The sequence below is a fragment of the Mesorhizobium sp. M7D.F.Ca.US.004.01.2.1 genome, assembly GCF_003997785.1.
Classification (GTDB): Bacteria; Pseudomonadota; Alphaproteobacteria; order Rhizobiales; family Rhizobiaceae; genus Mesorhizobium; species Mesorhizobium loti.
Map to the genome: position 1 here is coordinate 1 of NZ_RZRQ01000100.1, position 19124 is coordinate 19124.

Genomic DNA, 19124 nt, shown 5'->3' on the forward strand with positions numbered 1-19124 from the left:
CAGGAGAACGGACGATGCCGCCGCCGAAACCGGTTTCAGCAAGGCGGATGCCAGCAGGCCGAGGCCAAAATATCGCAAATTGCTGATGGCGCCCTGACCGAAGAAGTTTCCGGACGCGAAAGCACCGAAACAGCGCCTGGCGGCCATGAGCGCGAAGACGAGGCAGGCAAGCGGCACGAACGAGATCGCGAACCCGATCAGTCTTCGACCGAGGCCAAGCTCGCTCAGCCATTCCTGTGGGATCTGCGCATCGGCCGCGATCGAACCGGCGGAGACGCTGAGCCAGTAGAACAGCAGACCAACGGTCAACAGCATGGCGAGGACGACAAAACATCCCGCCAGCACCAGGCTGAAAAGGCGGATGCGTTTCAATCTGGCCTGGCGGTCAGGATCGGCGGCGGCAGCCGTGATGACAGGTTCAATCATTGGCAACATCGCTCCATCGAAAGAAATTATCGTTTTACAATAATTAATTTATGCACAATGATGATTCTTGTCAATTCCACCTCACAGGAGAAACCTATGCCTTCGTTCAAACGCAGGATTGCCGTGGCCGCCATCGTTGTTGTGGCGGCGTTCATGACGCCTTTTGCTGCCATCGCCCTTCCATCGACCGCGACAGGTCGGATATCGGTAGGGCAGGTGATGGAGATGCTCGACAAGGCCGGTACGAGCCCGATCGCCAGGCAAACGCTTGTCGCCTATGTCGCCGGGGTTGGCGAAGCCGCCGGCGTGATCGTCGACACGATCGGCAAGGGCGGCCTCGTCTCCTGCAAGAGTTCTTTCAGCCTGGATACGGGCGCGGTGCGCGCCGCCCTTGAAGCGGGCGCGCCCCGTCAGGGCGACTGGTCCCAGACACCGGCCACGCCATTGATCATTGCCGACATGGTCAGGCGTGCCGGTTGCAGGACCAAGACTTGATTCAAGCGATCCGCTGGATCCCAGTCGCGCGACAATCCGGTCGCGCGACCATTCCCGGCCTGCGACCCCCGCGAGCTGTCAGCGAGTGCGGTTCCGGTATCAGAATTCAGTCGAAGAAAGCCTCGACCACATTGCGCTTGCCGAGCATGAAGGCGTCGGCGACGTGCTGGAGTGGAGCCAGATCGACATCGGAAACGCCGGCGCGGACGATTTCGGCAAAGCGCCGGTAGAGCATCGGGTACTCGGCCTCCGGCTCGTCGTGAACCACCTTGCCGTCGATGGCGAGCTTGGTGCCGCCGCCCGACAGCACCATTGCGCCCTTGTCGGTGTCGCCCAGGATGTCCCAGCTTTGCGGGCCTGTCTGCAGCCAGTCGAGGTCCATCGTCACCGGCAAGCCATTCGAGGTGCGGAAGGCGACGCGCGCGGCAACCGGGGAGGCGCGGTTTTCGGGAAAATCCAGGACCGCCGAAGTGATGAACATCGGCGGTAGGATATGGGTGGCAATCGACAGCGCGTTGATGCCGGGATCGAAGACGCCAAAACCACCGGGGGCCCAGATCCACTCCTGGTTCGGATGCCAGCGGCGCACGTCTTCCTTCCAGTTGATGGCGGCCGACCTGATCTTGGTCGAGTTCAGGAAGGCACGCGCGGCCTCGACCGCCGGCGCATAGCGCGAGTGCCAGCTGGCGAACAGCGAGACGCTGTTCTGCGCGGCCAATGCCTTGAGGTCTTCGACCTCGCTGACAGTGGCGCCTGGCGGCTTTTCCAGGAAGACATGCTTCTTCGCCATCAGCGCCGTCCGCGCCGCATCGTAGCGGAACTGCGGCGGCATGCAGAGCGATACGGCCTCGAGGTCGGGCACAGCGTCGAGCATGGCTTCGATATCAGGGAAGTTCGGGATGTTTTCCACCTTGCCATGCCGGCTGGCCGCCGCGATCAGGCGATAGTTCTGGTCTTTCGCCAGGGCCGGCAGGTGCTGGTCGCGGACGATCTTGCCGACGCCGACGATGCCAATCTTGATGGGCTGGGACACGGCCGCTCCGTCTGTTGAGTGATGAAGAGCGCTTCTTATCAGAACACTTGCCTCGAGCAAGCCGGAGCCGGCAAGCTGACGCCGAAAGGTCAGCCCCAGCTTTCCTCGAACTGCAGCGCCAGCCTTTCGCCGACCAGAAAGGCCTCGATTGCTGCTTCGAAAGGTGAGGGGTCGAGGCCGTTCGCGCCCAGCCAGTCGTCGGAATAGTAGGTGTTGGCATAGCGGTCGCCTGAATCGCAGATCAGCGTCACCAGCGAGCCGGCTTTGCCTTCCTCAACCATGCGCGCCGCCAGAAAGCACATGGCGACGAAGTTGGTGCCGGTCGACCCGCCGACACGGCGGCCGAGTTGGCGCGACAGCACCCGCATCGCCGCCAGCGACACCGCGTCCGGCACCCGCAGCATGTGATCGATGACGCCGGGCACGAAGGATGGTTCGACGCGCGGCCGGCCGATGCCCTCGATGCGCGACGGCTGCTCGCAGCGACAGTCACGGTCATGCGTGGCAAAGCTGTCGAAGAAGGCCGAACGCTCGACGTCGGCGACCGAAAGCCGCGTTGCATGCCGCTTGTAGCGCAGATAGCGGCCGATCGTGGCGGTGGTACCGCCGGTGCCGGCGCTCATGACGATCCAGGTCGGGATCGGATGCTGCTCCTCGCGCATCTGCCCGAAGATGGAATCGGCGATATTGTTGTTGCCGCGCCAGTCGGTGGCGCGCTCGGCATGGGTGAACTGGTCCATGAAATGACCGTCGAGCCGCGCCGCGAGCTCAGCCGACTCGGCATAGATGCGCCGGCCGTCGTCGATGAAATGGCACTTGCCGCCATAGTGCTCGATCGCGGTGATCTTTTCGCGCGAGGTCGATCGCGGCATCACGGCGTAGAACGGCACGCCGATCATGCGGGCGAAATAGGCTTCCGACACCGCCGTCGAGCCCGACGAGGCTTCGATCACCGGCGAGCCTTCACGGATGAGGCCGTTGCACAGCGCATGGAGAAACAGCGAACGCGCCAGCCGATGCTTTAGACTGCCGGTGGGATGGGTGGATTCGTCCTTGAGATAGAAGTCGATGCCAGCCAGCGCCGGCAGATCGAGCTTCCACAGATGCGTATCGGCCGAGCGGTGCTGGTCGGCTTCGATCGCGGCGACCGCCCGGTCGGCCCAGTCCCGGGATGCAGGTCCAACAGCTTTTGATCCTGCCATGATCGGCGCCCTGGTTTCAGATCGGCACGTCGAAGGTGACGATCGACACTTCACCTTCGAGCGCGCCCTGGAAGGCGGAGATATGCGGCTCTTCGTCGGGTATGCCGTCCATGTCGCCGATCTGGTCGAGTTCGGCCTCGGCGTAACCTTCCGCGGCAAGCGATTCGAGTGCCCGGCGCACTGCCGAATCGTCGTCGGGCGCGACCAGCATCACATGCACGCCTTCCGGTTTGCCGCCCTTTTTCTTCCACACCCGACCGGTGATGATGGTGACCGGGCGCTCTTCATTGTCGTTCACGGGTCGATTCCTCTTGGCAATGTGTGGGCGGGCGAGGGGATTTTGACTGCTCATGCGGCCTTTTCGCATGAAGAGGGGCCGCGCAACAGCGCAAACCTGGTCACTTTCTTCCTCGCTCTTGCAAAATTGCGAAAGAAAATTACATGCGTTTTTCACATGGCTGCCAAGCCCTGGCCGGCGCGCAATATTTGCTGCTCCGGGCTTGACGGTTCGTGGGCTTGCTAGTAGAAGCCGGCCAGTCAGAACCGATGTGAGGCTCTCCCTTCCGAAGCGACACGCTTTGGAGTTTGCCTCAAACAGGGTTCGTTTTACGAGCGAAAAGACATTTCCGGCGTGCACGAAGCGGCTTCCGCTTCCTCTGCCATTTGTTCGGGCAAGACCGCGAGGCGCGGTTTGTGGCCCGAATTTGCGTATGGAAATGACGCTTTGAGCGGCCCTGACCGGGCGAGACACGGAATTGAGAGACAAGAGGGTTTAATGCCTACCGTCAACCAGCTGATCCGCAAGCCGCGCATTGCGCCGGTGAAGCGCAACAAGGTCCCGGCCATGCAGCAGAACCCGCAGAAGCGGGGCGTCTGCACGCGCGTCTATACAACGACGCCGAAGAAGCCGAACTCGGCGCTGCGCAAGGTGGCCAAGATCCGCCTGACCAATGGTTTTGAAGTGATCGGGTACATCCCCGGCGAAGGCCACAACCTTCAGGAACACTCCGTAGTGATGATCCGCGGCGGCCGCGTCAAGGATCTTCCGGGCGTTCGCTACCACATCATCCGCGGCGTGCTCGACACGCAGGGTGTGAAGAACCGCAAGCAGCGCCGTTCGAAGTACGGCGCCAAGCGTCCGAAGTAAGATTTTCCGGCCTTGGCGCTCCTTGAGTGCGTCGGGCTATGAGATTGAGAGACAAAAGCCATGTCGCGTCGTCACAGTGCAGAAAAGCGTGAGATCAATCCGGACCCGAAGTTCGGCGATCTGATCGTCACCAAGTTCATGAACGCCGTCATGTATGACGGTAAGAAGTCGGTCGCCGAGACCATCGTCTACGGTGCGCTCGACCAGGTTCAGTCGAAGACCAAGCAGGAGCCGGTCACCGTCTTCCATCAGGCGCTCGACAATGTTGCGCCGCATGTGGAAGTGCGTTCGCGTCGTGTCGGCGGCGCCACCTACCAGGTTCCGGTCGACGTGCGCCCCGAGCGCCGCCAGGCATTGGCCATTCGCTGGCTGATCGCGGCTGCCCGCAACCGCAACGAGACCACGATGGTCGACCGCCTCTCCGGCGAGCTGATGGACGCGGCCAACAACCGCGGCACCGCTGTCAAGAAGCGTGAAGACACCCACAAGATGGCTGAAGCCAACCGCGCTTTCGCGCACTACCGCTGGTAAAGCGCGAACGAGACTGAGAGGCAGCTACGATGGCCCGCGAATACAAAATCGAAGACTACCGCAATTTCGGTATCATGGCGCATATTGACGCCGGCAAGACGACGACCACCGAGCGCGTCCTCTATTACACGGGCAAGTCGCACAAGATCGGCGAAGTCCACGACGGCGCTGCCACCATGGATTGGATGGAGCAGGAGCAGGAGCGCGGCATCACCATCACGTCCGCCGCGACCACGACCTTCTGGAAGGGTCGCAGCGGCAAGATGTACCGCTTCAATATCATCGACACCCCCGGCCACGTCGACTTCACCATTGAAGTCGAGCGTTCGCTGCGCGTTCTCGACGGCGCCATCGCGCTGCTCGATGCCAATGCCGGTGTCGAGCCGCAGACGGAGACCGTCTGGCGTCAGGCCGACAAGTATCGCGTTCCGCGCATGATCTTCTGCAACAAGATGGACAAGATCGGCGCTGACTTCTACCGCTCGGTCGAGATGATCGGTTCGCGCCTCGGTGCACATGCCGTCGTCATGCAGCTGCCGATCGGCGCCGAGACCGAGTTCAAGGGCGTCGTCGACCTCGTCGAGATGAACGCGCTGGTCTGGCGCGACGAGACGCTGGGCGCTGCCTGGGACATCGTCGAGATCCCGGACGACCTCAAGGCTCGTGCCGAAGAATACCGCGAGAAGATGATCGAGGCCGCCGTCGAAATGGACGAGACGGCGCTTGAGAATTACCTCGAAGGCAAGATGCCGTCGAATGACGAGATCCGCGCGCTGATCCGCAAGGGCACCATTGCGGTCAAGTTCTACCCGATGTTCTGCGGCTCGGCCTTCAAGAACAAGGGCGTGCAGCCGCTGCTCGACGCCGTCGTCGAATATCTGCCGTCGCCGGCCGATGTTCCCGCCATCAAGGGCGTCGATGCCAAGACCGACGCCGAGATCGAGCGTCATGCCGACGACAACGAGCCGCTGTCGATGCTCGCCTTCAAGATCATGAACGACCCGTTCGTCGGTTCGCTGACCTTTGCCCGCATCTATTCGGGCAAGCTCACCAAGGGCATCTCGGTCGACAACACCGTGAAGGGCAAGAAAGAGCGCATCGGCCGCATGCTGCAGATGCATGCGAACTCGCGCGCCGACGTCGAAGAGGCTTTTGCCGGCGACATCGTTGCTCTTGCCGGTCTCAAGGACACGACCACGGGCGACACGCTCAGTGATCCGCTGCATCCGGTCATCCTCGAGCGCATGGAGTTCCCCGATCCGGTCATCCAGATCGCCATCGAGCCGAAGACCAAGAACGACCAGGAAAAGATGGGCCTCGCCCTTCACCGCTTGGCCGCCGAGGATCCGTCCTTCCGCGTCAAGACCGATGAGGAAAGCGGCCAGACCATCATTTCCGGCATGGGCGAACTTCACCTCGACATCATCGTCGACCGCATGCGTCGCGAGTTCAAGGTCGAGGCCAATGTCGGCGCGCCGCAGGTGGCTTATCGCGAGACGATCACCCGCAGGCACGAGCAGGATTACACGCACAAGAAGCAGACCGGCGGTACCGGTCAGTTCGCTCGCGTCAAGATCGTCTTCGAGCCGAACCCGGACAGCAGCGAGTTCGAGTTCGATACCAAGATCGTCGGCGGCGCCGTGCCGAAGGAATACATCCCGGGTGTCGAAAAGGGCATCAACAGCGTCATGACCTCGGGTCCGTTCGCGGGCTTCCCGATGATCGGCGTCAAGGCGACGCTGATCGATGGCGCCTACCACGATGTTGACTCCAGCGTTCTGGCCTTCGAAATCGCCGGCCGCGCCTGCTTCCGTGAAGCCGCACCCAAGCTTGGCGTGCAGCTGCTCGAGCCGATCATGAAGGTCGAAGTCGTGACGCCGGAAGACTATGTCGGCAGTGTCATCGGCGATCTGAACGGTCGTCGTGGCCAGATCCAGGGTCAGGAAGCGCGTGGCGTTGCAGTGGTCATCAACGCGATGGTGCCGCTCGCCAACATGTTCAAGTATGTCGACAATTTGCGCTCGATGAGCCAGGGCCGTGCGGCCTACACGATGCAGTTCGATCACTACGAGCCGGTCCCTACTGCGGTGGCCCAGGAAGTCCAGAAGAAATACGCGTAAGGGTTCTTTAGCCACCGGGTCGCGTCCTTTGCGCGGCGCCGGATCTGAAGAGCGAATAACAATTTCCCCCAAGCGGGTAGAATAGACGGAGAACGATTATGGCCAAAGGTAAATTCGAGCGTAACAAGCCTCACGTGAACATCGGCACGATTGGCCACGTCGACCATGGCAAGACGTCGCTGACGGCGGCGATCACCAAGTATTTTGGCGAATACAAGCGCTACGACCAGATCGACGCTGCCCCTGAAGAAAAGGCGCGCGGCATCACGATCTCGACGGCGCACGTCGAATACGAGACGGCCAACCGCCACTACGCTCACGTCGACTGCCCCGGCCACGCCGACTATGTGAAGAACATGATCACCGGTGCCGCGCAGATGGACGGCGCGATCCTGGTCGTGTCGGCCGCCGACGGCCCGATGCCGCAGACCCGCGAGCACATCCTGCTGGCCCGTCAGGTCGGCGTGCCGTCGATCGTGGTGTTCCTGAACAAGGTCGACCAGGTCGACGACGCGGAGCTGCTCGAACTGGTCGAGCTCGAGGTTCGCGAGCTTCTGACCAAGAACGAGTTCCCCGGCGACGACATTCCGATCGTCAAGGGTTCGGCTCTGGCTGCTCTGGAAGACTCGGACAAGAAGATCGGCGAGGATGCGATCCGCGAGCTGATGGCTGCGGTCGATGCCTACATCCCGACGCCGGTTCGTCCGCTCGACAAGCCGTTCCTGATGCCGATCGAAGACGTGTTCTCGATCTCGGGCCGCGGCACGGTGGTGACCGGCCGCGTTGAGCGTGGCATTGTCAAGGTTGGCGAGGAACTCGAGATCATCGGCATCCGTCCGACGACCAAGACGACCTGCACGGGCGTCGAGATGTTCCGCAAGCTGCTCGATCAGGGCCAGGCTGGCGACAACATCGGCGCGCTGCTGCGCGGCGTTGATCGTGAAGGTGTCGAGCGCGGCCAGGTTCTGGCCAAGCCCGGCACGGTGAAGCCTCACAAGAAGTTCGTGGCCGAAGCCTACATCCTGACCAAGGATGAAGGTGGCCGTCACACGCCGTTCTTCACCAACTACCGTCCGCAGTTCTACTTCCGCACGACCGACGTGACCGGCATCGTGTCGCTGCCGGAAGGCACCGAGATGGTGATGCCGGGCGACAACATCACGGTCGATGTCGAGCTGATCGTGCCGATCGCCATGGAAGAGAAGCTGCGCTTCGCTATCCGTGAAGGCGGCCGCACCGTCGGTGCCGGCATCGTCGTCACCATCAAGGAATAACCGACGCCGGCCTGTGCCAGTCAGGTTCGAAACGGAAAGGGCGGTCCTTGAGGCCGCCCTTTTCTTTTGCCCAGGGATCGGTGCCCCGTGATGTCGCCCAGACCCTGTTGCAAGCCTTTGGACCTCGTCTAGTATAGGTTGCATCAAGGGCTTTTTTCCAGATGGTTCCAGGGCGCCTTTTCCATCGTCGGGCATTGTGGTCGCTGCGGCTGATCTGCCTGCTGGCGTTGCTTGTCACGGGACGTGCTTTTGCGGCGGATACGGCCCCGGATCTCGGTCCAACGATGCAGTTTGGCATTGTCCGCAGCAATGCACCGGGGTGCGAGCCGATCTGCCCGGAGTGGATCTCGGCAGAAGGCTCGATAGAAGCCGGAACGCCGGCTCTGTTCAAACGCATGCTGAAGACGCTTGGCGGGCGAAAACTGCCTGTTGTCGTCAACTCTCCCGGCGGCAATGTCGAGGCGGCACTGACGCTTGGCCGGCTGATCCGCAAGAACAAGCTCGATATTGCCATTGGCAAGACGGTGTTCTCCGGTTGCCAGCCCGACGCGAAGGGTTGCCAGGATCGTGACAAGAATGGCGCCCGCTACCTAGGCGATGTCATTGACTACGGCGCCATGTGCAATTCCGCCTGTCCGTTGATGTTTGCCGGCGGTGTCCGGCGTGTAGCAGGCGAATGGGCCTATCTCGGCGTCCATCAGATCACCACGACCTACATCCGCACGAAACTGCAATACCGGACCACCTACCGCATCGTGGGCGGCAAGAAAAAGGTCCTCAACACAAAGATCGTCAGCCGCAAGAACGCCGGCAGCTACAAGACCTATGAGATGAGCAAGTCGGTGGAGAAAAAGCTGGCGGCCTATCTCGACCAGATGGGCATCGAACAAAGCGTGCTCGAAACGATGAAGGGCACCCCGGCCAGCGAAATCCAGCAGATCGGCCTCGACGACATGCTGGCGATGAAGTTGGTCACCAGTGTCGACTCGGTAGACCTGTTGACCGCCGCCAGTCTGTGCAGGCCGGATCTGTTGGCCGCGAATTGCCTCGAAATACCGGGGAACAAGCCAGCCGGCCCGACGGCCGCAGCCAGGCCCACCCCCCTACCGGAGCCCGACGGGGCGCAGCACGACGAAGACATGCGCTTTGTCGTGGTTCGCGGCAGCAACCCGCTCTGCAATCCCGACTGCCCGGAATGGATTTCGGCGCAAGGCGCGATCACACCTCGGACACCGCAGAAGCTGCGCCAATTGCTCGCCACGCTCGGCAACCGGCAACTGCCGGTCGTGATCAGCTCAACGGGAGGCGACCTGTTCAGCGCCCTGGCGGCGGGACGGCTTATCCATGAAAAGAAGCTCGACGTCGCCGTTGGCCGCACCGATTTCGTCGGCTGTGACCCGGGCGAGTGGAGTTGCCTTGCCAACGAGGGTGCCTATGCCGGGCTGAGCACCGATGCGGGCGTGGAGTGCGATTCGGCCTGCGCGCTCATGCTTGCCGGTGGCGTCAGGCGGCTTGTCGGTCCACGGGCGCGGCTTAGCCTGTATCCGATGGGGCAAAAGCAGATGGTCAAGGCCTATCTCGAGGAGATGGCGATCGATCCCGCTCTGTTCACAGCGATCGAGCGGCGCTCGGTCGAGCGCCAACTGGAACCCGACATGATGCTGAAGGTCGGGCTGACGACGAGCCCGCAATCGGTCGACGCGCTGACCGGCGCCACCATCTGCGAGGCGGTGCCGAAACCCGAGAATTGCCGGATCCGGCCTTCCGCCAATGCCGAGGCTGACTCGCCCGCCAAATTGTAGAGCGCGGCGACGTCGGAAACTGGCCATCGAGGCAGGTTGAGGCACTCCCGATTTTTCCGCTATCGTTGCTGCTGGCGGCGCCGGGGCTGGCGGAGGATCGAGAATGAGCCAGGATATCCCGACACTCTACGAATGGGCCGGCGGCAGCGAGGCCTTGAACCGGCTGACCCAGACTTTCTATGACAAGGTGGCGCAGGACCCGATCGTCGGGCCGGTGTTCAAGACCATGTCGCCGGATCATCCCGCCCATGTCGCGGCCTTCATCGGCGAGGTTTTCGGCGGGCCAAAAACCTATAGCGAGCAATTTGGCGGCCATCGCGAGATGGTCATGCACCATCTGGGCAAGCATCTGACGGAGGAGCAGCGCCGCCGCTGGATCAACCTCCTGGCCGATGCCGCCGACGCGGTCGGCCTGCCCGACGATCCGGAATTCCGTTCGGCCTTCATGGGCTATGTCGAATGGGGATCGCGGCTGGCCAAGATGAATTCCAATCTCGGCGAGACCTGCGATCCTGAGACGGAACCGATGCCGGCCTGGGGCTGGGGCGTGCCGGGCGGCCCCTATCGAGTGCCGGACGCCAAATAGCTCCGGCCGTCCCATCGGGAGGTGCGCGAAGAGGGTAGGCGATATCTCTATGAATCGCGTGTCAGCGACTTCGGGCGGGAACTTGAGATCGACCGCGACGGGCTGGTTGTCAGCTATCCCGATTTCTGGCGCAGGATTTAAGGCGCGTTTGCTTGCAAACCGCTCTTTACAGAGCGTGCGGAAGCTTTTAGGAAGCGCCTGCTGCGCCGACATGCGCACGATACGGGCATAGCTCAGTTGGTAGAGCGGCGGTCTCCAAAACCGCAGGTCGTAGGTTCGAGCCCTGCTGCCCGTGCCATTTCTCGAAATGGCACTCAACGCAATGTTTCGCCATTTCTCGAAATGGCGTTTCAAAACGATATTTCTATGGTCTGCCCTTTGAAAATCGGCGACCCGCTTGCCATATTAGCTCTCTTGGGGCATAAGGGCGCCATAGCCGGGACGGAACGACTGGATGGTTCCGAGGCGGCGTTTGGTCATAAAGCGGACACTTGCCACTTGCGTGGATCAAGAATCGGTTTTATGTAGACGAAACAGACACGCGACGCGTGGAGCTGGGAAGCCGGCTTTACGCGTCTGATTTGCATGGGCGAAATGATTGCGCTGATTCGGCGCGAGACTGGGCTCAGGCGGCACGTCCCGGCCAGCGGGATCATCCAGGAGACCCGGCCAACGGGTCTTGAAGACAGAGCGGCATATGGCTTCGAAAACCACAAATCCTTTCGTCTTTCTCCAGCAGGTCCGCGCGGAGACCGCCAAGGTGACTTGGCCGTCGCGGCGCGAAACGATGATCTCGACGGTGATGGTTCTGGCCTTCGCAGTGATCGCGATGATCTTTTTCTTCACCGCTGATCAGCTCATGGGCCTCGCGGTCGAACAGATTCTGGGCATCGGACGCTAAGTCCGGCGATTACGGAGAAGTCTTGAAATGACCGCGCGCTGGTACATCGTCCACGCCTATTCGAACTTTGAAAAGAAGGTCGCCGAGGATATCGAGAACAAGGCCAAGCAGAAGGGCCTGTCCGCCGATATCCACCAGATCGTGGTTCCGACCGAGAAGGTCGTCGAAGTTCGTCGCGGCCGCAAGGTCGATGCCGAGCGCAAGTTCTTCCCGGGCTATGTGCTCCTGAAGGCCAACCTGACCGACGCGGTGTTCTCGCTGGTCAAGAACACGCCGAAGGTCACCGGCTTCCTGGGTGACTCCAAGCCGGTGCCGATCACCGAGGCGGAAGCGCAGCGCATCCTGAACCAGGTGCAGGAAGGCGTCGAGCGGCCAAAGCCCTCGGTCACGTTCGAGATCGGCGAAGCGATCCGCGTTTCGGATGGTCCCTTCGCGTCGTTCAACGGTTTCGTCCAGGAAGTGGACGAGGAGCGGGCGCGGCTCAAGGTGGAAGTTTCGATCTTCGGGCGCGCCGTGCCTGTCGATCTGGAATTCGGACAGGTCGAAAAGGGCTGATCCGAAATCCCGCCGCCAAGCGCGGCAGGGAAGGGCGACGCGGAGATCGCGCGGCTCTCGAGAACGGTGGGAGACGAATGCGGCTTTAGCCGGCCGCATGGATCGCACCACCAGACTGCAACCGCCGGCAAGTCCGGCATAGACGAAGGCAGGAAAAGAGATGGCTAAGAAAATTGCAGGCCAGCTCAAGCTCCAGGTGAAAGCGGGATCGGCTACGCCGTCTCCCCCGATCGGCCCGGCGCTTGGTCAGCGTGGCATCAACATCATGGAATTCTGCAAGGCGTTCAACGCGCAGACCCAGGAAATGGAAAAGGGATCGCCGGTTCCGGTCGTCATCACCTACTATCAGGACAAGTCCTTCACCTTCGTCATGAAGACGGCGCCGGTGAGCTACTTCCTGAAGAAGGCGGCGAACCTGACGGCTGGCTCCAAGGAGCCGGGCAAGGTCAAGGCCGGTACGGTTTCGCGTGAAAAGGTCCGCGAGATCGCCACCGCGAAAATGAAGGATCTGAACGCAAACGACGTCGAAGCGGCCATGCGCATGGTCGAGGGCTCCGCCCGCTCGATGGGTCTGGAAGTGGTGGGCTAAGATCATGGCAAAGATTGCAAAGCGTGTATCGAAGACCCGCGAAGGCATCGATCCCAACAAGGCTTATGCCCTGGGTGATGCGCTGAAGCTGCTCAAGGACCGTTCCTCGGTCAAGTTCGACGAGACCATCGAAGTCGCCATGAACCTCGGCGTCGACCCGCGCCATGCCGACCAGATGGTCCGCGGCGTGGTCAACCTGCCGAACGGCACCGGCCGCTCGGTGCGCGTCGCTGTGTTCGCACGCGGCGACAAGGCTGACGAAGCGCGCGCCGCCGGCGCCGACATCGTTGGTGCCGAGGATCTGGTCGACATCGTCCAGAAGGGCACGATCGATTTCGATCGCTGCATCGCCACGCCGGACATGATGCCGCTCGTCGGCCGTCTGGGTAAGGTGCTCGGCCCGCGCGGCATGATGCCGAACCCGAAGGTCGGCACCGTCACCACCGACGTTGCCGCCGCCGTCAAGGCATCCAAGGGCGGCGCCGTTGAGTTCCGCGTCGAGAAAGCCGGCATCGTTCATGCTGGCGTCGGCAAGGTCTCGTTCGACGTCAAGGCCCTGGAAGAGAACATCCGCGCCTTCGCCGACGCCGTGACCAAGGCAAAGCCGGCTGGCGCCAAGGGCAACTACGTCAAGAAGGTGTCGGTCACCTCGACGATGGGCCCGGGCCTCAAGCTCGACGTCGCGACGCTCACAGCGTCCTGATACGAACATTTGGATCGGCCGCTAAAGGGCTGATCCGCAAGTGAATTCCGGGCCTCCGACTTGTCGGCGGCCCGGTACCGGAAGCCGAGAGGTTTCCGGACATCCTGTCCGAGATTGCAGGCGGCCCAGAAGCCTTAATTCGATTTGGGCCTGCATGAGACGGGTGAAGACCGGACAACGGAGCGACTGCTCCAATGAAAGGTTCGAACCGTGTTTGCCTTTTGTCTGCGCATCGCCGGCTTGACTGTCGATGTGGCGAAAGGGGGCAGGATCCTCGAGCGTCGTTCGGGAGGTCCGTTACTGGATGGCCCGGCCGACAAAGGCAACCCGACGCCTGTCCCCGTTAATGGGGCAGGGGTCAACTGGAGATAGGCAGTGGACAGAGCGGAAAAACGCGAACTCGTCACGGGCCTGAACGGTGCGTTCTCGAACGCAGGTTCAGTGGTCGTGGCCCACTACGCCGGTATCACCGTCGCGCAAATGAACGACCTTCGGTCGAAAATGCGCGCCGGCGACCATTGGCGCATTCCGTTCAACGTCGAGCGTTTCCGCGGCCTCAAGGCTGTCGGCGACCTGGTCGATGCCGATACGGGCGAAGTCGTCGTCGAGGCTGGCAAGAAGATCACCGCACGCCAGGCAAGGGCGCTTGGCGAAAAGGGTCTGAAGGCGATCAAGGCGACCGACGAGGATCTGCTCGGCAACTATCTTGCCGAGGACATCGTCAACTACGGCACCGGCGAGATCTTCCTCGAGGCCGGCGACGAGATCGACGAGAAGACGCTGAAGGTTCTGCTCGGTACCGGCGAAGACGAGATCAAGGTTCTCGACATCGACCACGTCAATGTCGGCGCCTATATCCGCAACACGCTCAACGTCGACAAGAACGAGAGCCGCCAGGACGCGCTGTTCGACATCTATCGTGTCATGCGCCCCGGCGAGCCGCCGACGCTTGAAACCGCCGAAGCCATGTTCAACTCGCTGTTCTTCGACTCAGAGCGCTACGATCTGTCGGCCGTTGGCCGCGTCAAGATGAACATGCGTCTCGAGCTCAAGGCCGAGGACACCGTGCGCGTGCTGCGCAAGGACGACATCCTGGCCGTGGTCAGGACGCTGGTCGAATTGCGCGACGGCAAGGGCGAAATCGACGACATCGACAATCTCGGCAACCGTCGCGTGCGTTCGGTCGGCGAGCTGATGGAAAACCAGTACCGCGTCGGCCTGCTGCGTATGGAGCGCGCGATCAAGGAGCGTATGTCCTCGATCGAGATCGACACGGTCATGCCGCAGGACCTGATCAACGCCAAGCCGGCGGCTGCCGCCGTGCGCGAGTTCTTCGGTTCCTCGCAGCTGTCGCAGTTCATGGATCAGACCAACCCGCTGTCGGAGATCACCCACAAGCGTCGCCTCTCGGCGCTTGGACCGGGCGGTCTGACCCGCGAGCGCGCCGGTTTCGAGGTGCGCGACGTGCACCCGACGCATTACGGCCGTATCTGCCCGATCGAAACGCCGGAAGGCCCGAATATCGGTCTGATCAACTCGCTGGCCACTTTCGCGCGCGTCAACAAGTACGGCTTCATCGAGAGCCCGTACCGCAAGATCGTCGACGGCAAGCTGACCAATGACGTCGTCTATCTCTCGGCGATGGAAGAGGCCAAGCACCATGTCGCGCAGGCCAACGCCGAGCTCGACAAGAACGGTGGTTTCGTCGACGAATTCGTCATTTGCCGCAGCGCCGGCGAAGTGATGATGGCGCCGCGCGAAAACGTCGATCTGATGGACGTTTCGCCCAAGCAGATGGTGTCGGTGGCCGCGGCCCTGATCCCGTTCCTGGAAAACGACGACGCCAACCGCGCTCTGATGGGCTCGAACATGCAGCGTCAGGCCGTGCCGCTGGTGCGCGCCGAGGCGCCGTTCGTCGGCACCGGCATGGAGCCGATCGTCGCTCGTGACTCGGGCGCCGCCATCGGCGCCCGCCGCGGCGGCATCGTCGACCAGGTGGACGCGACGCGTATCGTTATCCGCGCCACCGAAGATCTCGATCCGGGCAAGTCCGGCGTCGATATCTACCGGCTGATGAAGTTCCAGCGTTCGAACCAGAACACCTGCATCAACCAGCGTCCACTGGTTCGTATGGGCGACCGGGTCAACAAGGGCGACATCATCGCCGACGGTCCGTCGACCGAGCTCGGTGATCTGGCGCTCGGCCGCAACGTGCTGGTCGCGTTCATGCCGTGGAACGGCTACAACTACGAGGACTCGATCCTCCTGTCCGAACGCATCGTCGCTGATGACGTCTTCACCTCGATCCATATCGAGGAGTTCGAGGTCATGGCGCGCGATACCAAGCTCGGGCCGGAAGAAATCACGCGCGATATCCCGAACGTCTCGGAAGAAGCGCTGAAGAACCTCGACGAAGCCGGCATCGTCTATATCGGTGCGGAAGTTCAGCCGGGCGACATCCTGGTCGGCAAGATCACGCCGAAGGGCGAAAGCCCGATGACGCCGGAAGAAAAGCTTCTGCGCGCCATCTTCGGCGAAAAGGCATCGGACGTGCGCGACACCTCGATGCGCATGCCTCCGGGCACTTTCGGTACCGTCGTCGAGGTGCGCGTCTTCAATCGCCACGGTGTGGAGAAGGACGAGCGCGCCATGGCGATCGAGCGCGAGGAGATCGAACGCCTCGCCAAGGACCGCGACGACGAGCAGGCCATTCTGGACCGCAACGTCTACGCGCGTCTTTCCGACGTGCTCGTAGGCAAGGAAGCGATCGCTGGACCGAAGGGCTTCAAGAAGGGCTCGACGCTGTCCAAGGATACGCTCGACGAGTATCCGCGTTCGCAGTGGTGGCAGTTTGCCGTGGAGAACGAAAAGCTCCAGAGCGAACTCGAAGCCCTGCGTGGCCAGTACGACGACTCCAAGAAGGCGCTCGAACAGCGTTTCATGGACAAGGTCGAGAAGGTCCAGCGCGGCGACGAAATGCCTCCGGGCGTCATGAAGATGGTCAAGGTCTTCGTGGCCGTGAAGCGCAAGATGCAGCCCGGCGACAAGATGGCCGGCCGTCACGGCAACAAGGGTGTCGTGTCGCGGATCGTTCCGGTCGAGGACATGCCTTTCCTCGAGGACGGCACGCATGCCGATATTGTGCTCAACCCGCTGGGTGTGCCGAGCCGCATGAATGTCGGCCAGATCCTGGAAACGCATCTGGGCTGGGCATGCGCGGGCATGGGCAAGAAGATCGGCGAGCTGATCGACGCGTATAAGGTGGCGGGCGACATCAAGCCGCTGCGCAAGACGCTCGAAAGCTTCATCCCGGCCAACGACCGCAACGAGCCGGTTCGCGAGTATGACGACGAGAGCATTGTTCGCCTCAGCGAGCAGATGCGCCGCGGCGTCTCGATCGCGACCCCGGTGTTCGACGGCGCGCACGAGGCTGACATCAACATCATGCTGGAGCAGGCGGGCCTGCACACCAGCGGTCAGTCGCAGCTCTATGACGGACGCACGGGCGAGCCGTTCGATCGCAAGGTGACGATGGGCTACATCTACATGCTCAAGCTTCACCATCTCGTGGACGACAAGATCCACGCGCGTTCGATCGGTCCGTACTCGCTCGTCACCCAGCAGCCGCTGGGCGGCAAGGCGCAGTTCGGTGGCCAGCGCTTCGGCGAGATGGAAGTCTGGGCGCTCGAAGCATACGGCGCCGCCTACACGCTACAGGAAATGCTGACGGTGAAGTCGGACGACGTAGCCGGCCGCACCAAGGTCTACGAGGCGATCGTCAGAGGCGACGACACTTTCGAGGCCGGCATTCCCGAGAGCTTCAACGTTCTCGTCAAGGAAATGCGGTCTCTCGGCCTCAATGTCGAGCTGGAGAACACCAAGCTCGACGACAACCCGATCCGGCTGCCAGACGCAGCTGAGTAGGGCGCGGCCGAGTAAACAAGACGCTCGGTCGCGGAAATCGCGACCGAGCGCACCAAATTCTTCGGCCGGTGGCCGACACAAGACGGCGGGCGTTTGGCCCGCGCTAGATGCAAGGGGTTTTCGAGGACCCCGAAAAGGAGAACGGCATGAACCAAGAGGTCATGAATCTCTTCAATCCGCAGGCGCCTGCGCAGGTGTTCGATTCCATCCGGATATCGCTTGCCAGCCCTGAGAAGATTCTGTCCTGGTCTTTCGGCGAGATCAAGAAGCCGGAGACCATCAACTACCGCACCTTCAAGCCGGAGCGTGACGGTCTGTTCTGCGCGCGCATTTTTGGCCCGATCAAGGACTATGAGTGCCTGTGCGGCAAGTACAAGCGCATGAAGTACAAGGGCGTTATCTGCGAGAAGTGCGGCGTCGAAGTCACGCTGTCGCGCGTTCGCCGCGAGCGCATGGGCCATATCGAGCTGGCGGCACCCGTCGCCCATATCTGGTTCCTGAAGTCGCTGCCGTCGCGCATCGGCACGCTGCTCGACATGACCCTGAAGGACATCGAGCGCGTCCTCTACTTCGAGAACTACATCGTCACCGAACCCGGCCTCACCGCGCTGAAGGAGCACCAGCTGCTCAGCGAGGAAGAGTACATGATCGCCGTCGACGAGTATGGCGAGGACTCGTTCACCGCCATGATCGGCGCCGAGGCCATTCATGACCTCCTAGCCGGCATGGACCTGGAGAAGATCGCCGGCGACCTGCGTTCGGAACTGGCTTCGACCACCTCCGAGCTGAAGCAGAAGAAGTATCTGAAGCGGCTCAAGGTCGTCGAGAACTTCATGGAATCCGGCAATCGTCCGGAATGGATGATCATGAAGGTGGTCCCGGTGATCCCGCCGGACCTGCGTCCGCTGGTTCCTCTGGATGGTGGACGCTTCGCCACGTCGGATCTGAACGACCTCTATCGTCGCGTCATCAACCGCAACAACCGTCTGAAGCGGCTGATCGAGTTGCGCGCTCCTGGCATCATCGTGCGCAATGAAAAGCGCATGCTGCAGGAAGCCGTCGATGCGCTGTTCGACAACGGCCGTCGCGGCCGCGTCATCACCGGCGCCAACAAGCGCCCGCTGAAGTCGCTGTCCGACATGCTCAAGGGCAAGCAGGGCCGGTTCCGTCAGAACCTGCTCGGCAAGCGCGTCGACTATTCCGGCCGCTCGGTCATCGTGACCGGTCCGGAGCTCAAGCTGCACCAGTGCGGCCTGCCCAAGAAGATGGCGCTCGAACTGTTCAAGCCCTTCATCTACGCCCGTCTCGACGCCAAGGGTTACTCCTCGACCGTCAAACAGGCGAAGAAGCTGGTCGAGAAGGAGCGTCCGGAAGTCTGGGATATCCTCGACGAGGTCATCCGTGAGCATCCGGTGCTGCTGAACCGTGCGCCGACGCTGCACCGTCTCGGCATCCAGGCGTTCGAGCCGATCCTGATCGAAGGCAAGGCGATCCAGCTGCACCCGCTGGTCTGCACGGCCTTCAACGCCGACTTCGACGGCGACCAGATGGCTGTTCACGTGCCGCTGTCGCTGGAAGCGCAGCTTGAAGCCCGCGTGCTGATGATGTCGACCAACAACATCCTGCACCCGGCTTCCGGCGCGCCGATCATCGTGCCGTCGCAGGACATGGTTCTTGGTCTCTATTATCTCTCGATCGTCAACCAGAACGAGCCGGGCGAAGGCATGGTGTTTGCCGACATGGGCGAACTCCAGCACGCGCTCGAGACCAAGGCGGTGACGCTGCACTCGAAGATCAAGGGTCGTTTCCGTACGGTCGACGCCGAAGGCAAGGTCG

At 61.9% G+C, this 19124-nt stretch carries 16 protein-coding genes, 1 tRNA gene and 1 pseudogene; 15 read left to right on the forward strand and 3 right to left on the reverse strand.

Going from position 1 to position 19124, the window contains the following annotated elements; translation table 11 throughout:
- Window positions 1–921, forward strand: a 921-nt coding sequence (locus EN993_RS37795) for a hypothetical protein (RefSeq protein ID WP_245468847.1), incomplete at its 5' end; no start/stop codon positions are given.
- 106 nt (window positions 922–1027) lie between these two features.
- Here the strand turns inward: EN993_RS37795 and EN993_RS15910 are convergent.
- From EN993_RS15910 to EN993_RS15920, 3 genes are all read right to left on the reverse strand, one after another.
- Complete coding sequence (locus EN993_RS15910; RefSeq protein WP_127264081.1) at window positions 1028–1954, reverse strand: Gfo/Idh/MocA family oxidoreductase; 927 nt, start codon at window positions 1952–1954, stop codon at window positions 1028–1030.
- 89 nt (window positions 1955–2043) lie between these two features.
- Window positions 2044–3156 carry a PLP-dependent cysteine synthase family protein gene (locus EN993_RS15915; RefSeq protein WP_127264083.1) on the reverse strand — a complete coding sequence of 371 codons (1113 nt, stop codon included), beginning with the start codon at window positions 3154–3156 and terminating at the stop codon, window positions 2044–2046.
- A gap of 16 nt (window positions 3157–3172) precedes the next feature.
- Window positions 3173–3454, reverse strand: coding sequence for a transcriptional regulator (locus EN993_RS15920; protein ID WP_013531420.1), 282 nt, complete (start codon window positions 3452–3454; stop codon window positions 3173–3175).
- A 477-nt stretch (window positions 3455–3931) separates the two neighbouring features.
- On the opposite strand from EN993_RS15920, the gene rpsL reads away from it, so the two are divergent.
- The 14 genes and pseudogenes from rpsL to rpoC all read left to right on the forward strand — a co-directional run.
- The gene (gene rpsL / locus EN993_RS15925) at window positions 3932–4303 is read left to right on the forward strand and encodes a 30S ribosomal protein S12 (RefSeq protein ID WP_006333356.1); all 372 of its coding nucleotides are present in this window, start codon (window positions 3932–3934) and stop codon (window positions 4301–4303) included.
- Between the two features lie 60 nt (window positions 4304–4363).
- On the forward strand, window positions 4364–4834 hold the full coding sequence (gene rpsG, locus EN993_RS15930) for a 30S ribosomal protein S7 (protein WP_008875664.1): 471 nt from the start codon (window positions 4364–4366) through the stop codon (window positions 4832–4834).
- Between the two features lie 29 nt (window positions 4835–4863).
- Window positions 4864–6954 carry an elongation factor G gene (fusA, locus tag EN993_RS15935; protein ID WP_109672628.1) on the forward strand — a complete coding sequence of 697 codons (2091 nt, stop codon included), beginning with the start codon at window positions 4864–4866 and terminating at the stop codon, window positions 6952–6954.
- A gap of 98 nt (window positions 6955–7052) precedes the next feature.
- On the forward strand, window positions 7053–8228 hold the full coding sequence (gene tuf / locus EN993_RS15940; RefSeq protein WP_126069210.1) for an elongation factor Tu: 1176 nt from the start codon (window positions 7053–7055) through the stop codon (window positions 8226–8228).
- Window positions 8229–8389: 161 nt separating this feature from the next.
- Entirely contained in the window at window positions 8390–10030 is a 1641-nt protein-coding gene (locus EN993_RS15945; protein ID WP_127264085.1) for a hypothetical protein, read from the forward strand.
- Between the two features lie 103 nt (window positions 10031–10133).
- Window positions 10134–10616 (forward strand): group II truncated hemoglobin, encoded by a 483-nt coding sequence (locus EN993_RS15950; RefSeq protein WP_109672643.1) that lies wholly within the window; start codon window positions 10134–10136, stop codon window positions 10614–10616.
- A gap of 21 nt (window positions 10617–10637) precedes the next feature.
- Window positions 10638–10757: a putative glycolipid-binding domain-containing protein gene (locus EN993_RS15955; RefSeq protein WP_245468849.1), complete on the forward strand. Its 120-nt coding sequence runs from the start codon at window positions 10638–10640 to the stop codon at window positions 10755–10757.
- Window positions 10758–10838: 81 nt separating this feature from the next.
- A tRNA-Trp gene (locus EN993_RS15960) sits at window positions 10839–10914 on the forward strand.
- Between the two features lie 399 nt (window positions 10915–11313).
- A complete protein-coding gene (secE, locus tag EN993_RS15965) occupies window positions 11314–11517 on the forward strand; it encodes a preprotein translocase subunit SecE (protein ID WP_013531408.1) in 204 nt (67 codons plus the stop codon).
- 27 nt (window positions 11518–11544) lie between these two features.
- Window positions 11545–12072: a transcription termination/antitermination protein NusG gene (nusG, locus tag EN993_RS15970; protein ID WP_013531409.1), complete on the forward strand. Its 528-nt coding sequence runs from the start codon at window positions 11545–11547 to the stop codon at window positions 12070–12072.
- A gap of 160 nt (window positions 12073–12232) precedes the next feature.
- Window positions 12233–12661, forward strand: a complete 429-nt coding sequence (gene rplK, locus EN993_RS15975; RefSeq protein WP_027027738.1) for a 50S ribosomal protein L11 — start codon at window positions 12233–12235, stop codon at window positions 12659–12661.
- Between the two features lie 4 nt (window positions 12662–12665).
- Window positions 12666–13364, forward strand: coding sequence for a 50S ribosomal protein L1 (gene rplA / locus EN993_RS15980; RefSeq protein ID WP_127264087.1), 699 nt, complete (start codon window positions 12666–12668; stop codon window positions 13362–13364).
- Window positions 13365–13757: 393 nt separating this feature from the next.
- Window positions 13758–17288: pseudogene (gene rpoB, locus EN993_RS15985) on the forward strand (DNA-directed RNA polymerase subunit beta); the annotation flags it as partial.
- 146 nt (window positions 17289–17434) lie between these two features.
- A partial coding sequence (rpoC, locus tag EN993_RS15990; RefSeq protein ID WP_127264091.1) for a DNA-directed RNA polymerase subunit beta' occupies window positions 17435–19124 on the forward strand: 1690 nt, incomplete at its 3' end.